The 24,538-nt window shown below is 73.5% G+C and carries 20 protein-coding genes; 14 read left to right on the forward strand and 6 right to left on the reverse strand.

Annotated features, from left to right (window positions below):
• Positions 1–122 precede the first annotated feature (122 nt).
• Positions 123–1,514 carry an ATP-binding protein gene (locus ACIBPB_RS18710; protein ID WP_396840828.1) on the reverse strand — a complete coding sequence of 464 codons (1,392 nt, stop codon included), beginning with the start codon at positions 1,512–1,514 and terminating at the stop codon, positions 123–125.
• 29 nt (positions 1,515–1,543) lie between these two features.
• On the reverse strand, positions 1,544–2,233 hold the full coding sequence (locus ACIBPB_RS18715) for a response regulator transcription factor (protein ID WP_046566021.1): 690 nt from the start codon (positions 2,231–2,233) through the stop codon (positions 1,544–1,546).
• A 73-nt stretch (positions 2,234–2,306) separates the two neighbouring features.
• On the opposite strand from ACIBPB_RS18715, the gene ACIBPB_RS18720 reads away from it, so the two are divergent.
• Positions 2,307–3,233 (forward strand): ADP-ribosylglycohydrolase family protein, encoded by a 927-nt coding sequence (locus tag ACIBPB_RS18720; protein ID WP_396840829.1) that lies wholly within the window; start codon positions 2,307–2,309, stop codon positions 3,231–3,233.
• Positions 3,234–3,537: 304 nt separating this feature from the next.
• On the opposite strand, the gene ACIBPB_RS18725 is transcribed toward ACIBPB_RS18720, so the two are convergent.
• The gene (locus ACIBPB_RS18725) at positions 3,538–4,485 is read right to left on the reverse strand and encodes a DUF1775 domain-containing protein (protein WP_396840830.1); all 948 of its coding nucleotides are present in this window, start codon (positions 4,483–4,485) and stop codon (positions 3,538–3,540) included.
• 216 nt (positions 4,486–4,701) lie between these two features.
• Between ACIBPB_RS18725 and thrS the strand changes: the two genes are divergently transcribed.
• From thrS to ACIBPB_RS18745, 4 genes are all read left to right on the forward strand, one after another.
• A complete protein-coding gene (gene thrS, locus ACIBPB_RS18730) occupies positions 4,702–6,714 on the forward strand; it encodes a threonine--tRNA ligase (protein ID WP_396840831.1) in 2,013 nt (670 codons plus the stop codon).
• A gap of 61 nt (positions 6,715–6,775) precedes the next feature.
• Complete coding sequence (locus ACIBPB_RS18735) at positions 6,776–7,333, forward strand: HIT family protein (RefSeq protein WP_396840832.1); 558 nt, start codon at positions 6,776–6,778, stop codon at positions 7,331–7,333.
• Positions 7,334–7,574: 241 nt separating this feature from the next.
• Positions 7,575–8,201, forward strand: coding sequence for a hypothetical protein (locus ACIBPB_RS18740; protein ID WP_396840833.1), 627 nt, complete (start codon positions 7,575–7,577; stop codon positions 8,199–8,201).
• Positions 8,202–8,276: 75 nt separating this feature from the next.
• Positions 8,277–9,335, forward strand: a complete 1,059-nt coding sequence (locus tag ACIBPB_RS18745; RefSeq protein WP_396840834.1) for an aldo/keto reductase — start codon at positions 8,277–8,279, stop codon at positions 9,333–9,335.
• 250 nt (positions 9,336–9,585) lie between these two features.
• Here the strand turns inward: ACIBPB_RS18745 and ACIBPB_RS18750 are convergent, their stop codons facing one another.
• Complete coding sequence (locus ACIBPB_RS18750) at positions 9,586–11,748, reverse strand: elongation factor G-like protein EF-G2 (RefSeq protein WP_396840835.1); 2,163 nt, start codon at positions 11,746–11,748, stop codon at positions 9,586–9,588.
• Positions 11,749–12,000: 252 nt separating this feature from the next.
• On the opposite strand from ACIBPB_RS18750, the gene pgsA reads away from it, so the two are divergent.
• The 7 genes from pgsA (at position 12,001) to ACIBPB_RS18785 (ending at position 18,046) form a co-directional block, all read left to right on the forward strand.
• Positions 12,001–12,621 carry a phosphatidylinositol phosphate synthase gene (gene pgsA, locus ACIBPB_RS18755; protein ID WP_357323576.1) on the forward strand — a complete coding sequence of 207 codons (621 nt, stop codon included), beginning with the start codon at positions 12,001–12,003 and terminating at the stop codon, positions 12,619–12,621.
• Entirely contained in the window at positions 12,618–13,550 is a 933-nt protein-coding gene (locus ACIBPB_RS18760; protein ID WP_396840836.1) for a phosphatidylinositol mannoside acyltransferase, read from the forward strand. The genes pgsA and ACIBPB_RS18760 overlap by 4 nt, the downstream gene beginning before the upstream one ends.
• A gap of 11 nt (positions 13,551–13,561) precedes the next feature.
• A complete protein-coding gene (locus ACIBPB_RS18765) occupies positions 13,562–14,722 on the forward strand; it encodes a glycosyltransferase family 4 protein (RefSeq protein ID WP_396840837.1) in 1,161 nt (386 codons plus the stop codon).
• Positions 14,723–14,804: 82 nt separating this feature from the next.
• The gene (locus tag ACIBPB_RS18770; protein ID WP_396840838.1) at positions 14,805–15,308 is read left to right on the forward strand and encodes a hypothetical protein; all 504 of its coding nucleotides are present in this window, start codon (positions 14,805–14,807) and stop codon (positions 15,306–15,308) included.
• A gap of 128 nt (positions 15,309–15,436) precedes the next feature.
• Positions 15,437–16,354, forward strand: a complete 918-nt coding sequence (gene pdxS, locus ACIBPB_RS18775) for a pyridoxal 5'-phosphate synthase lyase subunit PdxS (RefSeq protein WP_396840839.1) — start codon at positions 15,437–15,439, stop codon at positions 16,352–16,354.
• Positions 16,355–16,430: 76 nt separating this feature from the next.
• Positions 16,431–17,036, forward strand: coding sequence for a pyridoxal 5'-phosphate synthase glutaminase subunit PdxT (gene pdxT / locus ACIBPB_RS18780; RefSeq protein ID WP_396840840.1), 606 nt, complete (start codon positions 16,431–16,433; stop codon positions 17,034–17,036).
• Positions 17,037–17,296: 260 nt separating this feature from the next.
• The gene (locus ACIBPB_RS18785) at positions 17,297–18,046 is read left to right on the forward strand and encodes a YebC/PmpR family DNA-binding transcriptional regulator (RefSeq protein WP_046566038.1); all 750 of its coding nucleotides are present in this window, start codon (positions 17,297–17,299) and stop codon (positions 18,044–18,046) included.
• Positions 18,047–18,125: 79 nt separating this feature from the next.
• Here the strand turns inward: ACIBPB_RS18785 and ACIBPB_RS18790 are convergent, their stop codons facing one another.
• Both ACIBPB_RS18790 and ACIBPB_RS18795 read right to left on the reverse strand, forming a co-directional pair.
• Positions 18,126–19,073, reverse strand: a complete 948-nt coding sequence (locus ACIBPB_RS18790; RefSeq protein ID WP_396840841.1) for an HAAS signaling domain-containing protein — start codon at positions 19,071–19,073, stop codon at positions 18,126–18,128.
• Positions 19,070–19,411 (reverse strand): PadR family transcriptional regulator, encoded by a 342-nt coding sequence (locus ACIBPB_RS18795; RefSeq protein WP_396840842.1) that lies wholly within the window; start codon positions 19,409–19,411, stop codon positions 19,070–19,072. The genes ACIBPB_RS18790 and ACIBPB_RS18795 overlap by 4 nt, the downstream gene beginning before the upstream one ends.
• A gap of 217 nt (positions 19,412–19,628) precedes the next feature.
• Between ACIBPB_RS18795 and dnaE the strand changes: the two genes are divergently transcribed.
• Positions 19,629–23,162, forward strand: coding sequence for a DNA polymerase III subunit alpha (dnaE, locus tag ACIBPB_RS18800; protein WP_396840843.1), 3,534 nt, complete (start codon positions 19,629–19,631; stop codon positions 23,160–23,162).
• Positions 23,163–23,313: 151 nt separating this feature from the next.
• Complete coding sequence (locus ACIBPB_RS18805; RefSeq protein ID WP_396840844.1) at positions 23,314–24,351, forward strand: aminotransferase class V-fold PLP-dependent enzyme; 1,038 nt, start codon at positions 23,314–23,316, stop codon at positions 24,349–24,351.
• Positions 24,352–24,538: the final 187 nt, after the last annotated feature.

Below are 24,538 nucleotides of genomic sequence, written 5' to 3' on the forward strand. Positions count from 1 at the left end.
ATTGCGGGGCGTCCCGGCCGACGGAACTGATGGGTTCGTCCTTGATGCTGACAGCTCCGCGGGCCGGCAGGGCCGCCGTTAACCCACATCTAAGGAAGACTTGCGGCGGCCCACAGCCGGCGTCAGCGCGGACGCGGCCAGCGCCGGGCGCGAGCGCGCGGCTCCCGGGCGTCCCGGGCCATCCGGCCGACCAGCCCGAACCGGTTGACCTGCCGGGGGGTGGCCTCCGGATCGGCCAGCAGCATCACCACGCTCGCCCCGCCCAGCCGGGCCCGGTCGATGCTCACCGACCCGTTGGCCTGCAGGGCGACCCGCTTGGCGATGTCCAGCCCCAGCCCGGTGGAGCCCTGGTCGCTGGCGCCCCGGCGCAGCGCCCGGTCCGGGTCGGGGATGCCCGGCCCGGCGTCGTCGATCCGGATCGCCACCCAGCCGTCGCGCCGGCTCACCGCCACCTCGAACGCGGTGCCCTGCGGGGTGTAGCGGAACACGTTGCCGATCACGGCGTCGAGCGCGGCGGCCAGCTCCGCCCGGGGCACCGGGGCGGGGATGCGCAGTTGCGCGCCGACCACCCGGTGCGGGCGGTTCTGGTCGCCGGCCAGGGCCGACCAGAACACCATCCGGTCCCGGACCACCTCGCTGACGTCGCACCGGGCCGGGGCGGGCTCCTGGCCGACCGCCTTGCGGGTGGTCTTGATCAGCTGGTCGACCTCGCCCTCCAGCGTGACGATGGCCTGGCGGATCCGCCGGATGCCCCGGCGGCGGTCCAGCTCCGCCTCGCTGAACGTGCCGATGCTGGTGTCGTCGGACTCCAGCGCCTCCGCGTCCAGCCGCAGCGCGGTCAGCGGGGTACGCAGCCGGTGCGACAGGTCGGCCACCAGTTCGCGCTCGTCGGCGCGCAGCGCCACCAGCCGCTCCGCCATCCGGTTGAAGGCGTGCCCGGCCGCGGTCAGCTCCCGCGGCCCGGTCGGCTCGACCCGTACCCCGAGGTCGCCGTCGCCGATCGCGGTGGCCGCCGCGACCAGGTCGCCGGTGGCGTCCACGACCCGGGCGGCGACCCGGTCGACCACGATCACCGCGGCCCCGACCAGCGCCAGCGCCACCGCGAGCAGCAGCAGCCACCGCCCGCCGCCGCCCGCGTCGAGCGCCTCGTCGGAGACGAAGACCTCCACCACGGCGACCCGGTCGCCGAGCACCACCGGGTCCAGCCGGAGCACCCCGCCGGGCACGTCGGTGACCACCGACTGCCGCTGGGCGGTGGCGCGGGCGAGCGCGGCCGGGTCGGCCCGGCCGCCCGACTCGTCGGCGCCGATGCCGTGCACGACCGGCCGGGACGCCGGATCGTCGCCGCTGGCCGCCACCGCCCGCGCCACCACCGCCGGGTCGGTGCTGGCGGCCAGCGCGCCGGTGACCAGGGCGCCGCGGCGGGCCGCGTCGGCGAGCTGTTCGTCCCGGGCCTGCTCGCGCAGGGTGATGCCGAGCGGGATGAGGAAGGCGAGCGCGACGAGGCTGCACATGCCGGCCGTGAGCCAGGCCAGCGCCAGCCTCAGTCCGGCGCCACCAGCCGGAAGCCGACCCCCCGCACGGTGCGCAGGTAGCGCGGCTTCGCCGCGGACTCGCCCATTTTGCGGCGCAGCCAGTACAGGTGAACGTCGATGGTCTGGTCCTCGCCGACCGACGGCTGCCGCCATACCTCCTCCAAGAGTTCCCGCCGGGACACTACCCGGCCGGGACGTGCGGCGAGATACGCCAGCAGGTCGAATTCCTTGCGGGTCAGCGCCAGCGGCTCGCCGTCCAGCACCGCGCTGCGCTCGCCGACGTCCACCCGCAGGCCACCCACCGTGTGGACGGCCGGCTGCACGGACCGGCTGGCCCGGCCCGCCCGGCGCAGCACCGTGGTGATCCGGGCGTCCAGGTGGGCGCCGGTGAACGGCTTGACCATGTAGTCGTCGGCACCCGCCCGCAGCAGCCGGACCACGGACTGCTCGTCGTCGCGCGCGGTGGCGATGATGATCGGTACGTCGGTGATGCCGCGCAGCATCCGCAGCGCGTCCGAGCCGTCCAGGTCGGGCAGGCCGAGGTCGAGCACCACCAGGTCCGGAGTCTCGGCGGCCACCCGGCGCAGCGCGTCCAGCGCCGTGCCGACGGCGTGCACGGCGTGCCCCCGGTCGGCGAGGGACCGCAGCATCGCGCCGCGTACGACGTGATCGTCTTCGACCAGGAGCACGGTGGCCACGTCAGCACCGTACTCGGCGTGGCAAGTTGATCGCGTTGCGGCGTTCCCGGGAAGCGGGCAAGCTGGGATGGCGATGACGTTCACCCTGTTCCCGGACGCCCGCCTCACGCTCGCCCGTGAGGCGCTGACCGGCCTGTCGGTGGGTGACGCGCTCGGCTCCCGGTTCTTCGTCCCCGGCGGGACGGTCGCCCCCTGGCCCGACGCGTTGCCGCCGGGCCCGTGGCCCTGGAGCGACGACACGGAGATGGCGTGTTCGGTGCTCGCCGTGCTCGCCGCGCACGGCCGGATGGAACCCGACGCGCTCGCGCTCGCCCTCGCCGCGCACTACGACCCGGCCCGCCGCTACGGCGCCGGCGCGGTCGAGCTGCTGGAACTCATCCGCGCCGGCACGCCCTGGCCGGTCGCCGCCGCGTCGGCGTTCGACGGGCAGGGCTCCTACGGCAACGGCGCGGCCATGCGGGTGGCCCCGCTCGGCGCGTGGCACGCCGACTCCGTTCGGCGCGCCGCCGACCAGGCCCGCGCCTCGGCCGAGGTCACCCACGCCCACCCGGAGGGGATCGCCGGGGCGGTGGCCGTCGCGGTGGCCGCCTCACTGGCCGCCCGCGCCCGGCTCGACGGCGACCGGCCCGAGCCGGCCCGGCTGCTCACCGCGGTGGCCGGCCTGCTGGAGCCGGCCGGCGAGGTGCACCGGGGCATCCGGCGGGCCACCGCGCTGCTCGGCCGCCCGGCTGCCGAGGTGGCGGAGGCGGTGGGCAACGGCTCGCGGATCACCGCGCAGGACACCGTCCCGTTCAGCCTCTGGGTCGCGGCCACCCTGCTGCACGACTACCCGGCCGCGATCCGCGTCTGCGTGCAGGCCGGTGGTGACGTCGACACCACGGCCGCGATCGTCGGCGGGGTGGTCGCCGCGTACACCGGGGTGGGTACCCCGGGCGGCGTGCCGGAGGGCTGGCTGGCCGCCCGCGAGCCGCTGCCCCGCTGGCTCACCACCCCCGCCTGACCACCGCGCCGTCCCCCCGAACCAGCGTCTACCAGGCGTACCGCCGACCGGAGGGCTGGCGTGCCGCCTGCGAGCCCCTATCCCGGCTCACCGCCGCTGCCTGACCAGTTGCACCGTCCCCCGACCAGCACCCACCCACCTCGTCTCCCCGCGCCCCGTCCCGCCGGGGCAGGAATCCGAGATCTTGGTAAGAAATGGCCCCCCTGGGGGCACTTTCCTTCCAAGATCTCCGACGTTGTTACTTGGTGGGAGGCTGGTCCCGTTCAGTGAACGATGTTGCGGCTTGGGGTGGAGGTTGTGCGGTTTAGCGGCGGGTACTGGCGATGGCGGGCTTGTTGGTGTCGGGGCGGGTGATGGCGACGGCTTCCGCGGCGGCCTCGGAGTCGGTAGCGGCGACGGCTTCTGTGGCGGCTTCGGCTTCTGTGCCGGGGCCGGTGGGCGGGGTGGGGGAGTCGGCGGTGTCGGACGGCAGGGTCAGGGTGCCGCGCCGGCGGCGGCTGAACAGCCAGCCGATCGCGGCCCCGCCGGCCAGCCCGGCGAGCAGACCGCCGCCGAGCAGCAGGTCCGCGCTCGGCCCGTCGTCGGTCGCCCCGGCCGTCAGGCCCCCGGCGGCGGCCCCACCCGGCGCCGCGCCGTCCTGGCCGCCACCGACGGCACCGTGGCCGCCGTGGGCCGCGCCGGCCGGTGCCGCGTCGCCGCCGTGCGCGGCGGTGCCGGGCGGCGGCGGCAGCAGGGTCACCGTCGGGGCCGGGTGCGCCCCGCCCGGCGGGTCGGCCCAGCGCACCACGGTCCCGTCGGCGTACGTCTGGATCACCTGGAAGGTGAGCCGGTCGGTGGCCGGCATCGGGCCCATGCCGAGTGACAGCCGGGCCGCCCCCTTGCTGCCCGGCATCCGGATCCAGGTCACCGCGTCGGTCACCTGGTCCAGTTCGGCGGCGTGGATGCCGGCGACCGGCTGGTCGAGGCGGCGGGTGGTGATGCTCGGCGCCCAGTCCGGCACGGACAGCGGGTAGACCTCGCCGATCGGGGCGTCCGCCGGCATCTTCAGCTCGATGCGGGTGGTCCGGCTGCCGCTGCGCTCCTCGGGCAGCACCACCGCCAGCTCGATCGCGTCGCCCTGACGCACCTCGGCGGGCGAGGTCGTGACGGTCACCTCGGCGGCGCTCGCCGCGCCCGGCCAGCCCAGCGTTCCCGCCGCCACGGCGGCCAGCAGCGCGGCCGCCCGCAGGCGACCCCGACGGGTCATCGTCATGGTCGTCCCCATCCGTCTCGGCGCGGCCGGCTCCGGCTCCGGCCACACCCGGTAGTTCGGGTCCGGGGGCGGAAAGGTTCAACGCCGGGGCGAATTCGGCGACACCACCGGCCGGGACGCGCGCCGTGGCCGACGACCCGCCACGGGCGACCGATAGCATCGCAGGGGCGCCGCCGGGCGGCGCCGCACATCGAACCGTCGACGACAGGAGTCACCGTGTCCGCACCCCGTACCCCCGTCGTGGCCGACCCCGTCGTCGTCGCCGCCGGGACGACGGCGGCCGACGCGGTGGCCGCGGCCGGACTGCCGACGACCGGCCCGAAGGCCGTCGTGGTGGTCCGCGACCCGCAGGGCGTGCTGCGCGACCTGGACTGGAAGCCGGCCGAGGAGACCACCGTCGAGCCGGTCGCGCTGGACTCGCCGGACGGGCTGAACGTGCTGCGCCACTCCACCGCGCACGTGCTCGCCCAGGCCGTGCAGGACGTCTTCCCCGAGGCGAAGCTCGGCATCGGCCCGCCGATCGAGAACGGCTTCTACTACGACTTCCAGGTCGACAAGCCGTTCCAGCCGGACGACCTGGCGAAGCTCGAAAAGCGGATGCAGGAGATCATCAAGTCCGGCCAGCGGTTCCGCCGGCGCCGCTTCACCAACCTGGACGAGGCGCGGGGCGAGCTGGCCGCCGAGCCGTTCAAGATGGAACTCATCGAGGTCAAGGGGGAAGGGCTGGACTCCTCCGAGGTGATGGAGGTGGGCGGCGGCGAGCTGACCATCTACGACAACCTCGCCGCGAACGAGGACAAGGTCTGCTGGTCGGACCTGTGCCGGGGCCCGCACCTGCCGAACACCCGGCTGATCGGCGCGTTCAAGCTGATGCGCTCCGCCGCCGCGTACTGGCGGGGCTCGGAGAAGAACCCGCAGCTGCAGCGGGTCTACGGCACCGCGTGGCCGACCCGGGACGAGCTGAAGGCGTACCTGAAGCTGTTGGAGGAGGCCGCCCGGCGCGACCACCGCAAGCTCGGTGCGGACCTCGACCTGTTCAGCTTCCCCGACGAGATCGGCTCCGGCCTGGCGGTCTTCCACCCCAAGGGCGGGGTGCTCAAGCGGGTGATGGAGGACTACGTCCGCACCCGCCACATCGAGGAGGGCTTCCAGTACGTCGGCACCCCGCACATCTCCAAGGAGGGCCTCTTCCACACCTCGGGCCACCTGCCGTACTACGCCGACGGCATGTACCCGCCCATGGAACTCGAGGGCGCGGACTACTACCTCAAGGCGATGAACTGCCCGATGCACAACCTGATCTACCGGTCGCGCGGGCGGTCCTACCGTGAGCTGCCGATGCGGCTGTTCGAGTTCGGGTCGGTCTACCGGTACGAGAAGTCGGGCGTGGTGCACGGGCTGACCCGGGTACGCGGCCTGACCCAGGACGACTCGCACTCCTACTGCACCCGGGAGCAGGCGCCGGCCGAGATCAAGCACCTGCTCAACTTCGTGCTGAGCCTGCTGAAGGACTTCGGCATCGACGACTTCTACCTGGAGCTGTCGACCCGCGACGAGGCCCGGCTCGACAAGTTCGTCGGGTCCGACGAGGACTGGGCGACGGCCACCGCCGTGCTGGAGCAGTGCGCCCGGGAGACCGGGCTGGACCTGGTGCCGGATCCGGGCGGCGCGGCCTTCTACGGCCCGAAGATCTCCGTGCAGGCCAAGGACGCCATCGGCCGCACCTGGCAGCTGTCGACCATCCAGTACGACTTCAACCAGCCGAAGGGCTTCGGGCTGGAGTACCAGGCGGCCGACGGCACCCGGCAGCAACCGGTCATGATCCACTGCGCGAAGTTCGGCTCGATCGAGCGGTTCATCGGCGTGCTCACCGAGCACTACGCCGGCGCGTTCCCGGCCTGGCTTGCCCCGGTGCAGGTGGTCGGCATCCCGATCCGCGAGGACCACACCGACTACCTCCAGGACTTCGTCACCACGCTGCGCAAGCAGGGCATCCGCGCCGACGTGGACGCCGGTGACGACCGGATGCAGAAGAAGATCCGCAACGCCCAGCAGCAGAAGATCCCGTTCATGGTGATCGCCGGGGACGACGACGTGGCCGCCGGCACCGTGTCGTTCCGCTACCGGGACGGCTCCCAGCGCAACGGGGTGCCGATCGCCGAGGCGGTCGCCCACGTGGTCGACGTGGTCACGTCCCGTACCAACTCCGGTCCGTCCGCCGAGGGCTGAGGCGTGGGCGGGGGCCCTGCCGCGCGGCGGACGGGCCCCCGCCGCCCGTAGGATCGCTGCTGTGACAGGGGCGGAACGGCACACGGACCACGGCACCGACAGCGGTCTGGCGGACGGGCTGGAACGGCTCTGGACGCCGCACCGGATGACCTACATCTCCGGCGAGGACCGGCCCGAGGGCGGCTACGAGAAGCCGGCCGGCTGCCCGTTCTGCCGGGCCCCCGGGCTGCCGCCGGAGGAGAGCCTGGTCGTGGCCCGCGGCGAGCACGTCTTCGCGGTGCTCAACCTCTACCCGTACAACCCGGGGCACCTGCTGGTCTGCCCGTACCGGCACGTCGCCGACTACACCGACCTGGACGCCCCGGAGACCGCCGAGCTGGCCGCCTTCACCAAGGACGCCATGCGGGTGGTCCGCCGGGTCTCCAGCGCCCACGGCTTCAACCTGGGCATGAACCAGGGCGGGGTGGCCGGCGCCGGCATCGCCGCCCACCTGCACCAGCACGTGGTGCCGCGTTGGGGCGGGGACGCCAACTTCATGCCGGTGATCGGCCGGACGAAGGTGCTGCCGCAACTGCTCGCCGACACCCGGGACCTGTTCGCCAAGGCCTGGCCGGCCTGACCCCGGCTGACCCGGCCTGACCCGGCCTGCCCCGGCTGACCCGGCCTGCCCGGGCTGACCCGGCCCAGCCTGACCGCTGCCTGACCCTGGCCCGGCCTGACGCCGGCCCGGCCTGACGCCGGCCCGGCCTGACGCCGGCCCGGCCTGACGCCGGCCCGGCCCGGTCTTGCCCCGGCCTGGGCGGTTCGCGCCGCCGGGCCGGACACTTCCGCTGGCCTCGCTCGACACTATGATCTTGCTCATGGCTCTGCTGCACCGCGCCGAACTGCGCCCCTCGAAGCTCGACCTGCTCACCGCCTGGCTGCCCGGCCGCCCCTGGTTCGCCGGCACCGCCGGCGCCGACGTCACCCGGGTCGCCGGGTACCGCTTCGACGACCCGGCCGGCGAGGTCGGCATCGAGACCATCCTGGTGCGGGCCGGGGACGGGCCGGTCCTCCAGGTGCCGCTGACCTACCGCGGCGCGCCGCTGGCCGACGCCGACCGCTGGCTGGTCGGCACCACCGAGCACTCGGTGCTGGGCCGCCGCTGGGTGTACGACGCGGCCGGCGACCCGGTCTACCAGGCCGCGCTGGCCGCCGCCGTCCTGGACGGGGTGGGGCAGGCCGAGGAGTACTTCGAGGTGGACGGCCGGCGGGAGGTGCGCGCGGCCAGCATGACGGTGCGGGGCGGCCGGCTGGCCGGTGTCGACGCCGCCGGGATCGGCGCGGTCCGCGAGGTGGTCGACGCCGAGCCCACGCGCCTGGTGACCGAGCGGGTGGAGCTGGCCCTGGTCCGCCGCCCCGGTACCGGGCCCGCCGAGGGCGGCCTGACCGGTGCCTGGCCGGAGCTCGCCCAACCGGTCGTGCTGGCGTACGCGACGCCGCGCTGAGGTCGCCCGTCGCCGCCCGGCCACCCCGGGTGACATTCTTCCCCTCGACCGTGCTCGAGGTGACAGGATGCGGCGATGGCAGTCAGCACGCGGCCGCTGGGCCGCAGCGGCATCGAGGTCAGCGCCCTCGGCATGGGGTGCTGGGCGATCGCCGGACCGTGGGCCGAGGGGACCCGGCCGCTGGGCTGGGGCGTCGTCGACGACGCGGAGTCCGTCCGGGCCGTGCGGCGCGCCCTCGACCTGGGCGTCACCCTCTTCGACACCGCCGACACGTACGGGGCGGGGCACGGCGAGCGGATCCTCGGCCGGGCCCTCGCCGGCCGCCGCGACGAGGCGGTGATCGCCACCAAGTGGGGGTACACCTTCGACGAGCGGAGCCGGCAGGCCACCGGGGAGGACGCGTCTCCCGGCTACCTGCGCCGGGCGGTGGTCGATTCGCTGCGCCGGCTGGGCACCGACCGGATCGACCTGTACCAGCTGCACCTGGGTGACCTGTCCGCGCCGCGCGCCGAGGCGCTGGTCGGCACCCTGGAGGACCTGGTGGCCGACGGCCTGGTGCGGGCGTACGGCTGGAGCACCGACCGGGCCGACCGGGCCGGCGGCTTCGCCCAGGTGGCCCGGGGCGCCACCGCCGTACAGCACAGCCTGTCGGTGCTCCGCGACGCTCCCGCCATGCTCGCGGTCTGCGACAAGCATGACCTGGCCAGCATCGCCCGGGGCCCGCTCGGGATGGGCCTGCTGACTGGCAAGTACACCCCGGAGTCCACGTTGCCCCGCGACGACCTGCGGGGCAGCGCGCCGACCTGGCTGGAGTGGTTCCGCGGCGGCCGGCCCGCCCCGGAGTGGCTGCGCCGGGTCGCCGCGGTGCGCGACGCGCTGACCGCCGACGGCCGGACCCTGGTCCAGGGTGCACTCGGCTGGATCTGGGCGCGCAGCGACCGCAGCGTGCCGATCCCGGGGGCGCGGACGGTCGCGCAGGTCGAGGAGAACGCCGCCGCGCTGACCTGGGGTCCGCTCGCCCCCGACCAGTTCGCCGAGGTGGAATGCCGGCTCGCCGCCCTGCGTGCGGCCGCCCTGCGCGACGCCGACCGCCCCCACTGGCCGATGCCCCCCGTCCCCGCCGCCCGCCCCTAACCCCACCCCCCCAACCCACCCGCGGCTCCCCACCCAACCCGCCCCCGCCCGCCCTCGCCGCCCTCCGCCCTCGCCGGCCCCGGGCACCGCCCGCCGCCCCACCCACTCCGCGATCATGGAGTTGTGGCACCGGACAAACCCGGCTCATGCCGGCTTCGCGGGCACCACAACTCCAAGATCGACGAGGCCGGCGGCGGGCGGCGGGTGGGCGGGAGGGGGCGGGCGGCGGGTAGAGCGGGGTGGGGGTGGGTCAGGGGTGGGGGGTGGCTTCCTTGCGGACCTGGTCGGCGAGGTGGGCGGGCATCGGCTCGTAGCGGGCGAACTCCCGGCGGAAGGTGCCGGTGCCGGCCGTCATCGAGCGCAGCTCGACCGCGTACCGGAGCAGTTCGGTGGCCGGGACCTCGGCGCGCACCAGGGTGCGGCCCTCGGCGTCCGGGTCCGGCTCGGTGCCGAGCACCCGGCCGCGCCGGCCGGAGAGGTCACCCATCACGGCGCCGACCGAGGAGTCGGGCACCCGGATGATCACCTCGTCCACCGGCTCCAGCAGAGCCGGCTGCCCCTGCTCGGCGGCGTCGCGCAGCGCCAGCGCGCCCGCGGTCTGGAACGCCGCGTCGGAGGAGTCCACGCTGTGCGCCTTGCCGTCGAAGAGGGTCACCCGCAGGTCCACCACCGGGTAGCCGGCGACCAGGCCGCGCTCCATCTGCGCGCGCACGCCCTTCTCCACGGACGGGATGTAGTTGTGCGGCACCGCCCCGCCGACGACCTTGTCCACGAACTCGAAGCCGGCGCCGCGCGGCAACGGCGTCACCTCGATGTCGCAGACCGCGTACTGGCCGTGGCCGCCGGACTGCTTGACGTGCCGGCCGTGCCCCCGGGCGCCGGTGGTCAGGGTCTCCCGCAGCGCCACCCGGACCGGCTCGGTCTCCAGCTCGACGCCACCGGCGCGGAGCCGGTCGAGCAGCACGTCGGCGTGCGCCTCGCCCATGCACCAGAGCACCAGCTGGTGGGTCTCGGGGTTGCGGTCCAGCCGCAGCGTCGGGTCGCCGGCCACCAGCCGGCCCAGGTTGCGGGCCAGCGCGTCCTCGTCGGCCCGGCTCTTCGCCACGATGGCCACCGGCAGCAGCGGCTCCGGCATCTCCCACGGGGCGACGAGCAGCGGGTCGTCCTTGGTCGAGATGGTGTCGCCGGTCTCCGCGCTGCCCGACTTGGTGATCGCGCAGATGTCGCCGGCGACCGCGGTGGTTACCTCGCGCAGCGTCGCGCCGAGCGGGCTGTAGATGTGCGCGACCCGCTCGTCGGCGTCGTGGTCGGGGTGGCCGCGCTCGGCCATGCCGTGCCCGGACACGTGGACCACCTGGTCGGGGCGGAGCGTGCCGGAGAAGACCCGGACCAGGGAGACCCGCCCGACGTGCCGGTCGACGGTGGTCTTGACCACCTCGGCGACCAGCGGCCCGTCCGGGTCGCAGGCCAGCGGCGGCCGGGGTGAGCCGTCCACCCCGGTGACCGCCGGCAGCTCGTGCTCCAGCGGTGACGGGAACGCCGCCACCAGGCCGTCGAGCAGCGCGTCCAGGCCGACGCCGGTCTCCGCGCAGACCGGCACCACCGGGTAGAAGTGGCCCCGGGCGACGGCCTTCTCCAGGTCGGTGATGAGCACCTCGGTGTCGATCTCCTCGCCGCCGAGGTAGCGGTCCATCAGGGTCTCGTCCTCGCTCTCGGCGATGACTCCCTCGATGAGCTCGTTGCGCGACTCCTGGATGGCGGGCAGGTGCTCCGGGTCGGGCTCGCGTACCGCGGCCGGCAGCCCGCCGGAGTAGTCGAAGACCCGCCGGGTGATCAGCCCCATCAGCCCGGCCACGCTCTCCCCGTCGTCGCCCAGCATCGGCAGGTAGAGCGGGAGCACGTTGTCACCGAAGACCCGCTGGCAGAGCGCGACCGCCTCGTCGAAGTCGGCGCGCGGGTGGTCCAGCCGGGAGACCGCCACGGCCCGCGGCATGTCCACCGCGGCGCACTCCTCCCAGAGGGCGGCGGTGGCGGCGTCCATCCCGTCGACGGCGGAGACCACGAACAGCGCGGCGTCGGCGGCCCGCAGCCCGGCGCGCAGCTCGCCGACGAAGTCGCCGTACCCGGGGGTGTCCAGGAGGTTGACCTTGACGTCGCGGTGCAGCAGCGGGGCGCAGGACAGGCTCACCGAGCGCTGCTGGCGCACGGCGGCCGGGTCGTGGTCGCAGACCGTGGTGCCGTCGGTGACGCTGCCGGCCCGGCCGATCGTGCCGCTGGCCGCGAGCAGCGCCTCGACCAGGGTGGTCTTGCCCGCCCCGGAGTGCCCGACGAGCACCACGTTGCGAACCCTGCCGGGCTCGGTCACCACCGGCGCGCCGCCGGTGACACCCTTCTCCTGGTTCTTCTGCGCCATCGCGGCGCACCTCCCTCAGCCGGTGGTGGTGGCGACCGCCGCTCGCGACGGGGAAGCGGCCCCGGGCGGGTTCCGCGGCGATATCTTCCGGTGATCTCCTCCGGGACGGCAACGCGGACCGGTGTCCCGGTGAACTGGCTCACCTCCCACGCTCGATCTCACACCCGTGACCGGGCCGGCACAAGTACGTCAGGCGGGTCGGGACGACCGGCTGTGTCCCCGGCCGCCGCCGGCCGTTATCGTGGGACCGCCATGGCGAAGATCTTCCAAGTGACGGCCCGCGCGGGCATGACCCGCGTCGTGGAGCCGATCGCGCGCGGACTGCTCCGCGCCGGTGTGTCCCCCAACGCGGTCACCGTGACCGGGACCGTCGGCGTACTCGTCGGCGCGCTCGGCTTCGGCGCCCGCGGCCACCTGGTCGCCGGCGCGCTGATCGTCACGGTCTTCGCGCTGACCGACCTGCTCGACGGCACGATGGCCCGGATGAGCGGCGGCTCGACGCGGTTCGGGGCCTTCCTCGACTCGAGCATGGACCGGGTCGCCGACAGCGCCGTCTTCGGCGCGGTGGCGTACTGGCTGGCCACCGAGCACGAATACTCCGGGGTGGCGGCGGCGCTGCTCTGCCTCGCCGCCGGCGGGCTGGTCTCCTACGTCAAGGCCCGCGCCGAGGGCCTGGGCATGACCTGCAACGTGGGCATCGCCGAGCGCACCGAGCGGCTGCTGATCGTCGGGGTGGGCGGCCTGCTCACCGGCCTGGGCCTCGACCCGGCCCTGGAGATCGCGCTCTGGCTGCTCGCCGCGGTCTCGATCTTCACCGTCGGGCAGCGGATGGCCCACGTGTACCGGCAGGCCCAGCGGGTCGGCGCGGAGTGAACCTCACCGAGGCGGGCTTCGTCGCGGGCTGGCGCCTGGTCCGGGCGCTGCCCCGGCCCGTCGCGGCCGCGGCCTTCCGGTTGGGCGCCGACCGCGCGCACCGCAAGGGCGGCGGAGGCATCCGCCGGCTGCGCGCCAACCTGCGCCGCGTGGTCGGTCCGGAGTTGCCCGAGGCGGAACTGGACGCGCTGGTCCGCGACGGCATGCGTTCCTACGCCCGGTACTGGCTGGAGGCGTTCCGGCTGCCGAGCCTGAGCCGCCGGGAGATCCTCGCCGGGTTCCGCCTGGACGGCGCGGAGCTGCTCGCCGCGGACGTGGCCGCCGGGCGGGGCGCCGTGGTGGCGCTGCCGCACGCCGGCAACTGGGACGCGGCCGGCGCCTGGGTGGCGGCGACCGGCTGGCCGATCACCACGGTGGCGGAGCGGCTGCCGAAGGGTGTGTTCGAGCGGTTCGTCGCGTTCCGGGAGGGACTGGGCATGGAGATCCTGCCCAGCCACGGCGGCCCGCGCCCCCCGTTCGACGTGCTGGTGGACCGGCTGCGGGCCGGGGCGGTGGTGCCGCTGCTCGCCGACCGGGACCTCTCCGCCCGGGGCGTGGAGGTCGACTTCTTCGGCGGCCGGACCCGCATGCCGGCCGGCCCGGCGCTGCTGGCGATCCGCACCGGCGCCCCGCTCTACGTGGCCTCGATGTGGTACGAGCCGGACGCCGCCTGCGCCTCGATCGAGGGCCCGCTGCCGCTGCCGGACCCGGACAGCGCCCCGCTGGACGCGCGGGTGCGCGCGGTGACGCAGCGGATTGCCGACGGTCTGGCGGCGGGCATCGCCCGGCATCCGCAAGACTGGCACATGTTGCAACGGATGTGGCTCGACCAGGGTCCGGGCGGGACGTCCTCGCCGACGCAGCCACCGGCCACCACCGGGACGGTCTAAGAGGGGGCGCAATGCGCATCGGCATCGTGTGCCCGTACTCCTTCGACGTCCCGGGCGGGGTGCAGAACCACGTCATGGACCTGGCCGAGGCGCTGCTCGGGCTGGGCCACGAGGTGAGCGTGCTGGCGCCGGCGGACGAGGACTCGGCGCTGCCGCCGTACGTGGTGTCGGCGGGGCGGGCGGTGTCGCTGCCGTACAACGGCTCGGTGGCCCGGATCGCGTTCGGGCCGGTCTCCACAGCGCGGGTGCGGCGCTGGATCACCCGGGGCGAGTTCGACGTGCTGCACGTGCACGAGCCGCTCACCCCGAGCCTGTCGATGCTGGCGGTGCTCTGCGCGCGGGGGCCGGTGGTGGCCACCTTCCACACCGCGATGACCCGGTCCCGGGTGCTGTCGGCCGCGCAGGGGGTGCTGCAGATCGTGCTGGAGCGGATCACCGCCCGGATCGCGGTGAGCGCGCTGGCCCGCAAGGTGCAGGTCGAGCACATGGACGGCGGGGCCGTGGAGATCCCGAACGGGGTGGCGGTGGCGAAGTTCGCCGGTGTCGAGCCGCTGCCGGGCTGGCCGGGGGAGTGCGCGCCGGGCAGCGGCGGGACGCTCGGCTTCCTGGGCCGGTTCACCGAGCCCCGCAAGGGCTTCCCGATCCTGCGGGACGCCTTCGTCGCGCTGGCCCCGCAGCGTCCGGGGTTGCGCCTGCTGGTGGCCGGGCCGGGCGACGCGGACGACCTGTACGGGCAGTTCCCGGCGGCGCTGCGGGACCGGGTCAGCTTCCTCGGCATGGTCTCCGAGGCGGACAAACCTCGCATGCTGCGCAGCGCGCACCTCTACGTGGCGCCGAACACCGGCGGGGAGTCGTTCGGGATGATCCTCACCGAGGCGCTGGCCGCCGGCACCACCGTGGTGGCCAGCGACCTGGACGCCTTCCGCCGGGTCCTCGACGGCGGGCGGGCCGGGCGGCTCTATCCGAACGGGGACGCGGTGGCGCTGCGGGCCGCCCTGGGCGAACTGCTCGACGACGCGGACGAGCGGGCCCGGCTGACCGCCTGCGGCGACCAGCTGGTGGCGAATTTCGACTGGCCCGTGGTTGCCCGCCGGGTTGTCGAGGTATACGCAGCGGCGATCGAGGCCACCGACGGCCGGGTCATCGACCAGGAGTGGGCGGAGCTGGGCTGACTCCCGTGGCCGGTGGGGCCGGGGTGGAGCGCGCTGGGGCCGGGAACCGTGCGGGCCGGGCGGGAGGAGGAGCAGCACTACGATGCCGGGCATGTGGTGGGTGGTGGGCACGATCCTGGTCGTCGGCCTCGGCGCGGCGTACCTGATCTGGACGGCCGGCCGGGTCCAGCGGCTGCAGACCCGGGCGGAGTCGGCCGCCCGGGCGCTCGACGCCCACCTGTTGCGCCGCGCGGCGGCCGCGGCGGTGCTGGCCGAGCGGCGGTACGGGGTGGAGCTGTACGCGGCCGCCCGGATCGCCCTGGACGCCGTCCCGGAGGAGCGCGAGGCCGCCGAGAACGACCTGACCCGGCAGCTGCGCGGGATCGAGCTGGATCCGGACGATCCGGCCTGCGAGGCGGTGATCGCCGCGAGCCGGCGCCTCGCCCTGGCCCGGCAGGTGCACACCGACCTGGTCCGGGACGCCCGGACGGCGCGTGGCCGCCCGGTGGTGCGGCTGTTCCGGATGGGGCGGGGCCGCGACTGGCCCCGCTACTTCGACATCGACGATCCCACCCTCCTGCCGCGGGCGGACGTCACCACGGGCTGAGGCGGCGGGCCGGTGACGCCGGCCACAGAGCAGGCCACCGGGGGTTTGATTGGCTGTCGGAACGGCGTTGGGCCGGTCGTAGCATCATCCACAGCCACCCCCCGCGTACGTCCGAGGAGCGATGACCCGTGTCCGAATCCACCTCCCCGAACACCGACTCCACCGCCCTGGTCGGCACCGCCCGCGTGAAGCGCGGCATGGCCGAGATGCTCAAGGGCGGCGTGATCATGGACGTGGTCACCCCCGAGCAGGCCAAGATCGCCGAGGACGCCGGCGCCGTCGCCGTCATGGCGCTGGAGCGGGTGCCCGCCGACATCCGCGCCCAGGGCGGGGTGTCCCGGATGAGCGACCCGGACATGATCGACGGCATCATCGACGCCGTCTCCATCCCGGTCATGGCCAAGGCCCGGATCGGCCACTTCGTCGAGGCGCAGATCCTGCAGGCCCTCGGCGTGGACTACGTCGACGAGTCCGAGGTGCTGACCCCGGCCGACTACGCGAACCACATCGACAAGTGGGCGTTCACCGTCCCCTTCGTCTGCGGCGCGACCAACCTGGGCGAGGCGCTGCGCCGGATCACCGAGGGTGCCGCGATGATCCGCTCCAAGGGTGAGGCCGGCACCGGTGACGTCTCCAACGCCACCACCCACATGCGGAAGATCCGCCAGGAGATCCGCCGGCTCCAGTCGCTGCCCGAGGACGAGCTGTACGTCGCCGCCAAGGAGCTTCAGGCGCCGTACGAGCTGGTCAAGGAGGTTGCCGAGGCGGGCAAGCTGCCGGTGGTGCTGTTCACCGCGGGCGGCATCGCCACCCCGGCCGACGCGGCCATGATGATGCAGCTCGGCGCCGAGGGCGTCTTCGTCGGCTCGGGCATCTTCAAGTCGGGCAACCCGGCCCAGCGTGCCGCCGCGATCGTCAAGGCCACCACCTTCCACGACGACCCGGACGTGCTGGCCAAGGTCTCCCGCGGCCTCGGCGAGGCGATGGTCGGCATCAACGTCGACGAGATCCCGCAGCCGCACCGCCTGGCCGAGCGGGGCTGGTGAGCGGGGCGGGGCGCCCGCCCGAGGCATCCGGCCGCGGCGGGGCCCCCGCCCGACGACCCGTGGAGAGGAACGACCGGTGACCGTACCCCAGATCGGCGTGCTCGCCCTGCAGGGCGACGTGCGTGAGCACCTCGCGGCCCTGGCCGGGGCCGGTGCGGACGCCCGCCCGGTGCGCCGGCCGGCCGAGCTGGACGCGGTCGACGGGCTGGTCGTCCCCGGCGGTGAGTCCACCACCATGAGCAAGCTCGTCGACATCTTCGAGCTGCGGGAGCCGATCGACAAGCGGATCGCCGGCGGGATGCCGGTCTACGGCTCCTGCGCCGGGATGATCATGTTGGCCACCGAGGTGCTGGACGGCCGGGCCGACCAGCGTGGCTTCGCCGGCATCGAGATGACCGTGCGGCGCAACGCGTTCGGCCGGCAGGTCGACTCGTTCGAGGCGCCGGTGCGGCTCGCCGGGGTCGCGGGCGGGCCGTTCCACGCCGTCTTCATCCGGGCCCCCTGGGTGGAACGGGTCGGCGACGGCGTCGAGGTGCTCGGCCGGGTCACGGACGGCCCGGCCGCGGACCGGATCGTCGCGGTCCGGCAGGGCCACCTGCTGGCCACCTCGTTCCACCCGGAACTCACCGGTGACCTGCGGCTGCACCGCTACTTCGTGGACCTGGTCCGGGCCGCCGGCTGAGCCCGTCCGCCCTGATCGGGGCGTCCGCCGGCCGGTTCCGCGGCCCGGCTCCCTGCTCCGCCGGGGGCGGCCGTCGGCGGGTCGCCGGGCCGGCCATGGGTGCCGGGTGTGACATGCGGGGCCCCGACCTCGGTAGGATTGCCGCTGGTTCGGCAGGGCTCACCGCCCGCCGCCGCCCCCCAGCCGACCGCCCGGCGGTCCCGGTCCGGCGCGGGCGCGGACAGTCGACGCAGGCGTGAGTCAACAGACGGAGGTATGAGATGTCCGGCCACTCAAAGTGGGCGACCACCAAGCACAAGAAGGCCGTCATCGATGCCAAGCGCGGCAAGATGTTCGCCAAGCTGATCAAGAACGTCGAGGTGGCGGCCCGGACCGGCGGCGGTGACCCGGCCGGCAACCCGACCCTCTACGACGCCATCCAGAAGGCGAAGAAGAACTCCGTTCCGAACGACAACATCGATCGCGCGGTCAAGCGCGGCTCCGGCCTGGAGGCCGGTGGCGCCGACTACCAGACGATCATGTACGAGGGCTACGGCCCGAACGGCGTCGCGCTGCTCATCGAGTGCCTGACCGACAACCGCAACCGGGCGGCCACCGAGGTGCGCACGGCGCTGACCCGCAACGGCGGCTCGTTCGCCGACGCCGGCTCGGTGTCGTACATGTTCTCCCGCAAGGGCGTGGTGATCGTCCCGAAGGCGGGGACCACCGAGGACGACGTGATGATGGCGGTCCTGGACGCCGGCGCCGAGGAGGTCAACGACCTCGACGAGGCGTTCGAGGTGGTCTCCGAGCCGACCGACCTGATCGCGGTGCGCACCGCCCTGCAGGACGCCGGCATCGAGTACGAGTCGGCCGAGTCCTCGCTGATCCCGAGCGTCAACGTCCCGCTCGACGAGGACGGCGCTCGCAAGATCTTCAAGCTGATCGACGTGCTGGAGGACTGCGACGACGTGCAGAACGTCTACGCGAACTTCGACGTCAGCGACGAGGTGATGGCCGCGGTCGGCTGAGCCGGCCCCGACCACGCCACCCGGTACGCCCCGCGGCCCGGCACCCCGGTGGGTGCCGGGCCGCGGCGTGTCGAGCGGGTCAGTGCCGGTTGCGGTACGCCTTGACCGCGCTGTCGATGATGTCCCAGGCGGTGATCAGGGCGGTGCCGACGGCGACGAAGGTGACGACGTTGTGCAGGTTCTCCGCGTGGGAGAGCCACTCCCACCGCTGCACGAAGTCCGGGTTGAGCAGCCGGTCGGTGGAGATCAGCCAGAGCACCGGGACGGCGAACGCGAGGTCCAGCGCGGCGTTGACCGCGACCAGCCGCCAGGTCCAGCGCCCGGCGCGGAACTTGGCGACCTCCAGGCCGATGGTCGCGACCAGCACGGCCATCAGGAACGGCAGCCAGAAGCTCCACAGCGCGGGGTCGAGGATCGGCAGGTTGCCGCCGCCGTCGCCGGGCACGAACGAGCGGAAGTGCTGGATCGGCAGGTACGCGATGACCAGCACCAGGAACCCGATGGCGGCGAACGTGTCGACCGGCGTGATCTGCCGGTCGGTGTGGTCCTCCTGGAGCTGGTCGACGGTCCACGCGGGCAGGTTGAGCGAGGTGTTGGTGCGCTCCAGCACCGCGAAGACCAGGGTGACCCAGAAGGCGATCTGGACCGCGGTCTGGATCGCCGCGCTGATCCCCGCGCCGATCGCGCCGCCCCCGTTCCCGTCGGAGGCCTCCACCAGGCCGACGACGACCCCGACGAGCGCCGGGATGAAGCTGAGCAGCAGCTTCATCAGCCGCTCCCAGGCCAGGTAGTAGGTCGGGCCGATGAGCTGGAGCCGCCGGTCGGCGTAGCGGGCCGCGAGCTGCGCGGGGTTGCCCAGCTCGGTGAGCACCTCGCGCTCGGCGGTGGCGACGTCGCGACCGTCGGCCCGCCGACCGTCGATCATGTCCTCGATCGAGCCGCGCAGCTCGGTCGCGATCTCCTCGCGCCGGTCGGCCGGCACCGCCCGCAGGGTGGCGGCGAGGTAGCGGTCGGTCAGGGTGGTCATTGTCCTACTCCTTCGATCAGCCCGGTGAGCGAGGTCTGTACGGCGGCGAGGTCGTCGAGGAGCCGGCGGAGCACCGTCTCGCCGGCGTCGCTGGTGCGGTAGAACTTGCGCGGCCGGCTTTCCTCGGTGTTCCACGCGCTGGTCAGCAGCCCCTGCTCCTCGAGGCGGCGCAGCAGCGGGTAGAGGGTGTTGGCGTCCACCGGGAAGCCGTGCCCGGTGAGCCGTTGCAGCAGGGCGTAGCCGTAGTCGGGGTGGCGCAGGGCGATCAGGCTCGCCACCACGACGGTGCCCCGGCGCAGCTCCTGGAGGTGGGTCCGTAGTACGTCGTCGCTGCCCATGCGTCACACCATACTGTGTGCCACACACTAATGTCTAGCGCCACATCGTCGTGCGTTGAACAACGATGTGTGCGGAGCGGCGGCGACCAGGAAACGGAGGCCGAACACGAGACGCGGGCCACCCTCGGCGCGGACGGTGGAGCCGCCGAGTTGACCTCGGTAGGGTGGTTCCCGGTCGGCTCCGACCGCCAAGATCCACAGCTGGGGGGCGCCTCGCATGGGCGATTCGTTCGCGCATCTGCACGTACACACCGAGTACTCGATGCTCGACGGGGCGGCCCGGCTCAAGGACCTCTTCGCCGAGGTCGGCCGGCAGGGGATGCCGGCGGTGGCGATGACCGACCACGGCAACATGCACGGCGCGAACGACTTCTACAAGCAGGCGATGGCCGCCGGGGTCACCCCCATCCTCGGCGTCGAGGCGTACGTGGCGCCGGAGTCGCGCTTCCACAAGCAGCGGGTCAAGTGGGGCCGGCCGGAGCAGAAGAGCGACGACGTCTCCGGCAACGGCGCGATCACCCACATGACCATGTGGGCGCAGAACCGGACCGGACTGCACAACCTGTTCAAACTCAACTCGCGCGCCTCCATGGAGGGCCACTACATCAAGTGGCCCCGGATGGACATGGAGCTGATCGCCGAGTACGCGGAAGGGATCATGGCGACCACCGGCTGCCCGTCCGGTGCGGTGCAGACCCGGCTGCGGCTCGGGCAGTTCGACGAGGCGCTCAAGGTCGCCGGGGCGTACCAGGACATCTTCGGCAGGGAGAACTACTTCCTGGAGTTGATGGACCACGGCCTGGACATCGAGAAGCGGGTCCGGGAGGGGCTGACCCAGATCGGCCGCAAGCTCAACATCCCGCCGGTGGTCACCAACGACTCGCACTACACCACCGAGTCGCAGGCCGAGGCGCACGACGTCCTGCTCTGCGTGCAGACCGCCAGCAACATCGACGACCCCAACCGGTTCCGGCTCGAGGGCGGCGGCTACTACATCAAGTCGGCCGACCAGATGCGCGCGGTGAACACCTCCGAGCTCTGGTTGGAGGGGTGCCGCAACACCCTGCTGATCGCCGAGAAGGTCGACCCGGCCGGGATGTTCGAGTTCCGCAACCTGATGCCGCGCTTCCCGACCCCGGAGGGGGAGACCGAGGAGTCCTGGTTCCGCAAGGAGACGTTCGCGGGGCTGGCCCGCCGGTTCCCCGGCGGGGTTCCCGAGACCCACGTCAAGCAGGCCGAGTACGAGCTGGGCGTCATCATCCAGATGGGCTTCCCGTCGTACTTCCTCGTGGTCGCCGACTTCATCCAGTGGGCCAAGAGCCAGGGCATCGCGGTCGGCCCGGGCCGCGGTTCGGCCGCCGGCTCGCTCGTCGCGTACGCCCTGGGCATCACCGACCTGGACCCGCTGCCGCACGGCCTGATCTTCGAGCGGTTCCTCAACCCCGAGCGGGTCTCGATGCCGGATGTCGACATCGACTTCGACGAGCGCCGGCGCGGTGAGGTGATCAAGTACGTCACCGAGAAGTGGGGCGAGGACAAGGTCGCGCAGATCGCCACCTTCGGCACGATCAAGGCGAAGGCCGCGATCAAGGACTCGGCCCGGGTGCTCGGCTACCCGTACGCGGTCGGCGACCGGATCACCAAGGCCATGCCCCCGGCCGTGATGGGCAAGGACATCCCGCTCACCGGCATCTTCGACCCGAAGCACCCGCGCTACGCCGAGGCCGGCGAGATCCGGGGCCTCTACGAGTCCGACCCGGACGTCAAGAAGGTCATCGACACCGCGCGCGGCATCGAGGGGCTGATCCGGCAGACCGGCGTGCACGCCGCCGGCGTCATCATGTCCGCCGAGCCGATCATCGACCACATCCCGCTGATGCGCCGGGACGCCGACGGGGCCATCATCACCCAGTTCGACTACCCGACGTGCGAGTCGCTCGGGCTGTTGAAGATGGACTTCCTCGGCCTGCGCAACCTGACCATCATCGACGACGCGCTGAAGAACATCGAGAGCAACCACGGCCGCAAGGTCGACCTGCTCCAGCTCCCGCTCGACGACAAGCCGACGTACGAGCTGCTGGCCCGCGGCGACACGCTCGGCGTGTTCCAGCTCGACGGCGGCCCGATGCGCTCGCTGCTGCGGCTGATGAAGCCGGACAACTTCGAGGACATCTCCGCCGTCCTGGCGCTCTACCGGCCCGGCCCGATGGGCGCCAACTCGCACACCAACTACGCGCTGCGCAAGAACGGCCTGCAGGAGATCACCCCGATCCACCCGGAGCTGGCCGAGCCGCTGGAGGAGATCCTCGGCCCCACCTACGGCCTGATCGTCTACCAGGAGCAGGTGCAGCGCGCCGCGCAGAAACTCGCCGGCTACAGCCTCGGCCAGGCCGACCTGCTGCGCCGGGCGATGGGCAAGAAGAAGAAGGAGGTCCTCGACAAGGAGTTCGTGCCGTTCCGCGACGGCATGCGCGGCAACGGCTACTCCGACGAGGCCATCCAGACCCTCTGGGACATCCTGGTCCCGTTCGCCGACTACGCGTTCAACAAGGCGCACACCGCCGGCTACGGGCTGGTGTCGTACTGGACCGGCTACCTCAAGGCCAACTACCCGGCCGAGTACATGGCCGGGCTGCTCACCTCCGTCGGCGACGACAAGGACAAGATGGCGCTCTACCTGTCGGAGTGCCGCCGGATGGGCATCCAGGTGCTGCCGCCGGACGTCAACACCTCGGCCGGGCCGTTCACCCCGGTCGGCAAGGACATCCGCTTCGGCCTGGCCGCCATCCGCAACGTCGGCGCGAACGTGGTCGCCTCGATCATGCGGTGCCGGGACGAGAAGGGCGGCTACACCGACTTCTACGACTTCCTGTCCAAGGTGGACGCGGTGGTCTGCAACAAGAAGACCATCGAATCGCTGATCAAGGCCGGCGCGTTCGACTCGCTCGGCCACCCGCGCAAGGGCCTGCTCGCCGTGCACGCCGACGCGATCGACGCGTACGCGGACGTGAAGCGCAAGGAGGCCGTCGGTCAGTACGACCTCTTCGGCGCCGGCTTCGGCGACGCGGACACCGGCGGCAGCACCACGGTGATGCCAACCATCGGCGCGGGGGAGTGGGACAAGCGGGACAAGCTCGCGTTCGAACGCGAGATGCTCGGCCTGTACGTCTCGGACCACCCGCTGTTCGGCCTGGAGCACATCCTCAACGCCGCCGCGGACACCACCATCGCCGCGCTCAACGAGGAGGGCGCGGTGCCCGACGGCGCGGTGGTCACCCTGGCCGGCATCCTCTCCGGCGTGCAGCGCCGGGTGACCAAGCAGGGCCGGGCGTGGGCCTCGGCCACCCTGGAGGACCTCGCCGGCGGGGTGGAGACGCTGTTCTTCCCGAACACCTACGAGGTGATCGGCCAGTACATCGCCGAGGACGCCATCGTGGTGGTCAAGGGGCGAGTGGACCGCCGCGACGACACCCCGCGGATCATGGCGATGGACATGTCCATGCCGGACGTCACCAGCAACCCGGCGACCAAGCCGGTCACCCTGACCATCCCGGTGCACCGCTGCACGCCGCCGCTGGTGGAGAAGCTCAAGGAGACCCTGGTGCTGCACCCCGGCGACACCGAGGTGCACGTCAAGCTGCTCAACGGCGGCAAGGTCACCACGCTGCGGCTCGGGCCGTTCCGGGTGGCCGCCACCACGGCGCTGATGGGCGACCTGAAGAGCGTGCTCGGCCCCGCCAACGTCAGCTGACCCCGGGCCGCCCTCGCCGCGGGGGCGTCCGCAGCTGACCCCGGCCGCCCTCGCCGCGGGGCGTCCGCGACCTGCCCGCCGGTGGGCGCCGAGGGCCGCGGGCCGCGGATTGGCCGTGCCGGCCGCCGCCGGCGCTCGTTAGCGTCGAGGCATGGACCTCGCGCAGGCGCAGAAGCTCTGGCAACCGGAGCCCGGGTGGCTGAACACCGCCACCTACGGGCTGCCGCCCGACCCCGCCTGGGAGGCGGTGCAGGAGGTGCTCGCCGACTGGCGGGGCGGGCGGGTCTCCTTCGAGGGCTGGGACCCGGCCGTCGGCCGCTCCCGGGCGGCCTTCGCCGGCCTGGTCGGCGTACCCGCCGAGGACGTGACCGTCGGCAGCACCGCCTCGCAACTGCTCGCCCCGGTGGCCGCCGCGCTGCCGCCGGGAGCGACCGTCGTGGTCCCCGAGGTGGAGTTCACCTCGCTGCTCTTCCCCTGGCTGGTGCAGGAGGACCGGGGGGTACGGGTGCGGACCGTCCCGCTGGCCGGCCTGGTCGACGCCATCGACGCGGGCACCGACGTGGTCGCGTTCAGCCTGGTGCAGTCCGCCGACGGCACCGTCGTGCCGTACCAGGAGATCGTCGCGGCGGCCCGGGCGCACGGCGCGTTCGTGGTGGTCGACGCCACCCAGGCCTGCGGCTGGCTGCCCTTCGACGCGAGCCTCGCCGACGCGGTGGTGGTCGGCGCGTACAAGTGGTTGATGTCGCCGCGCGGCGCCTCCTTCGCCTACCTGTCCCCGGCGCTGCGGGAGCGGATGCGCCCGGACGCGGCCAACTGGTACGCGGGCAAGGACCCGCAGGACTCCTACTACGGCCTGCCGCTGCGGCTGGCCGACGACGCCCGGCGCTTCGACATCTCCCCGGCGTGGTTCTGCTATGTCGGCGCGGCTCCCGCCCTCGAACTGCTCGCCGAGGTCGGGCTGGCGGCGGTGCGCGAGCACGACGTGGCGCTGGCCAACCGGTTCCTCGCCGGGCTGGGCCAACCGCCGGGGGACAGCGCGATCGTTTCGGTGACCGTGCCGGACGCGCAGCAGAAGCTGGCCCGGGCCGGGGTGCGCGCCGCCGTCCGGGCCGGCCGGGTCCGCGCGTCGTTCCACCTCTACACCACCGAGGCGGACGTCGACCTGGCCCTGACCGCGCTGACCGGCTGATCCGCGGCGGCTCGCGACGGGCTGAACCGTCGCCGGCGGCGGCTGCCCCGCGAACGGCTGCTCCGCGGCGCTGAACCGCGGCGAGCCGTCCCGCGACGAGCTGAGCGGGTGCTCCCACCCCGGGACCGGGCGGGAGCGCCCGCTCAGGCCAACGGGCCGCCGACCCGCCGGCGCGCCGGCTCGCGAC

This window comes from Micromonospora sp. NPDC049836 (assembly GCF_044465125.1).
Lineage (GTDB): Bacteria > Actinomycetota > Actinomycetes > Mycobacteriales > Micromonosporaceae > Micromonospora.